Origin of the sequence: Aureimonas frigidaquae (genome assembly GCF_001463905.1) — a bacterium.
In the GTDB taxonomy this organism is placed as follows: domain Bacteria; phylum Pseudomonadota; class Alphaproteobacteria; order Rhizobiales; family Rhizobiaceae; genus Aureimonas; species Aureimonas frigidaquae.
Genome location: NZ_BBWR01000029.1, coordinates 1 through 244, shown reverse-complemented (window position 1 = coordinate 244; position 244 = coordinate 1). Strand labels below are relative to the sequence as shown.

Sequence of the window (244 nt, the reverse complement as noted above, 5' to 3'; positions counted from 1 at the left end):
AACAACACCCTTCATCGCTTCCAGCCCGGCCGCATCGGCGCAGGACAGGACAAGCGTCAAAGCCTCATCGTCGCTCGACAGCTCTAGGCTGGACTGCGCGCTGAACGCAATCCGGCCCGTGTCCACGCCGTGCTCGACTTCAAAACGGTGGCTCCAGTGCTTGCACAGCTGCTGAAGGTAGCGACCACCATGGGACGTGAGGACACGGGATGTCGCAATGAGCATGAACAGGCTTCCTGATAAA

At 59.8% G+C, this 244-nt stretch carries 1 protein-coding gene; it reads right to left on the bottom strand.

Features of this window, described 5'->3' with window-relative positions; all coding sequences use genetic code 11:
* A partial coding sequence (locus tag AUL30_RS19140; RefSeq protein WP_062229512.1) for a DUF2218 domain-containing protein occupies positions 1-225 on the bottom strand: 225 nt, incomplete at its 3' end.
* Between the last annotated feature and the right edge of the window lie 19 nt (positions 226-244).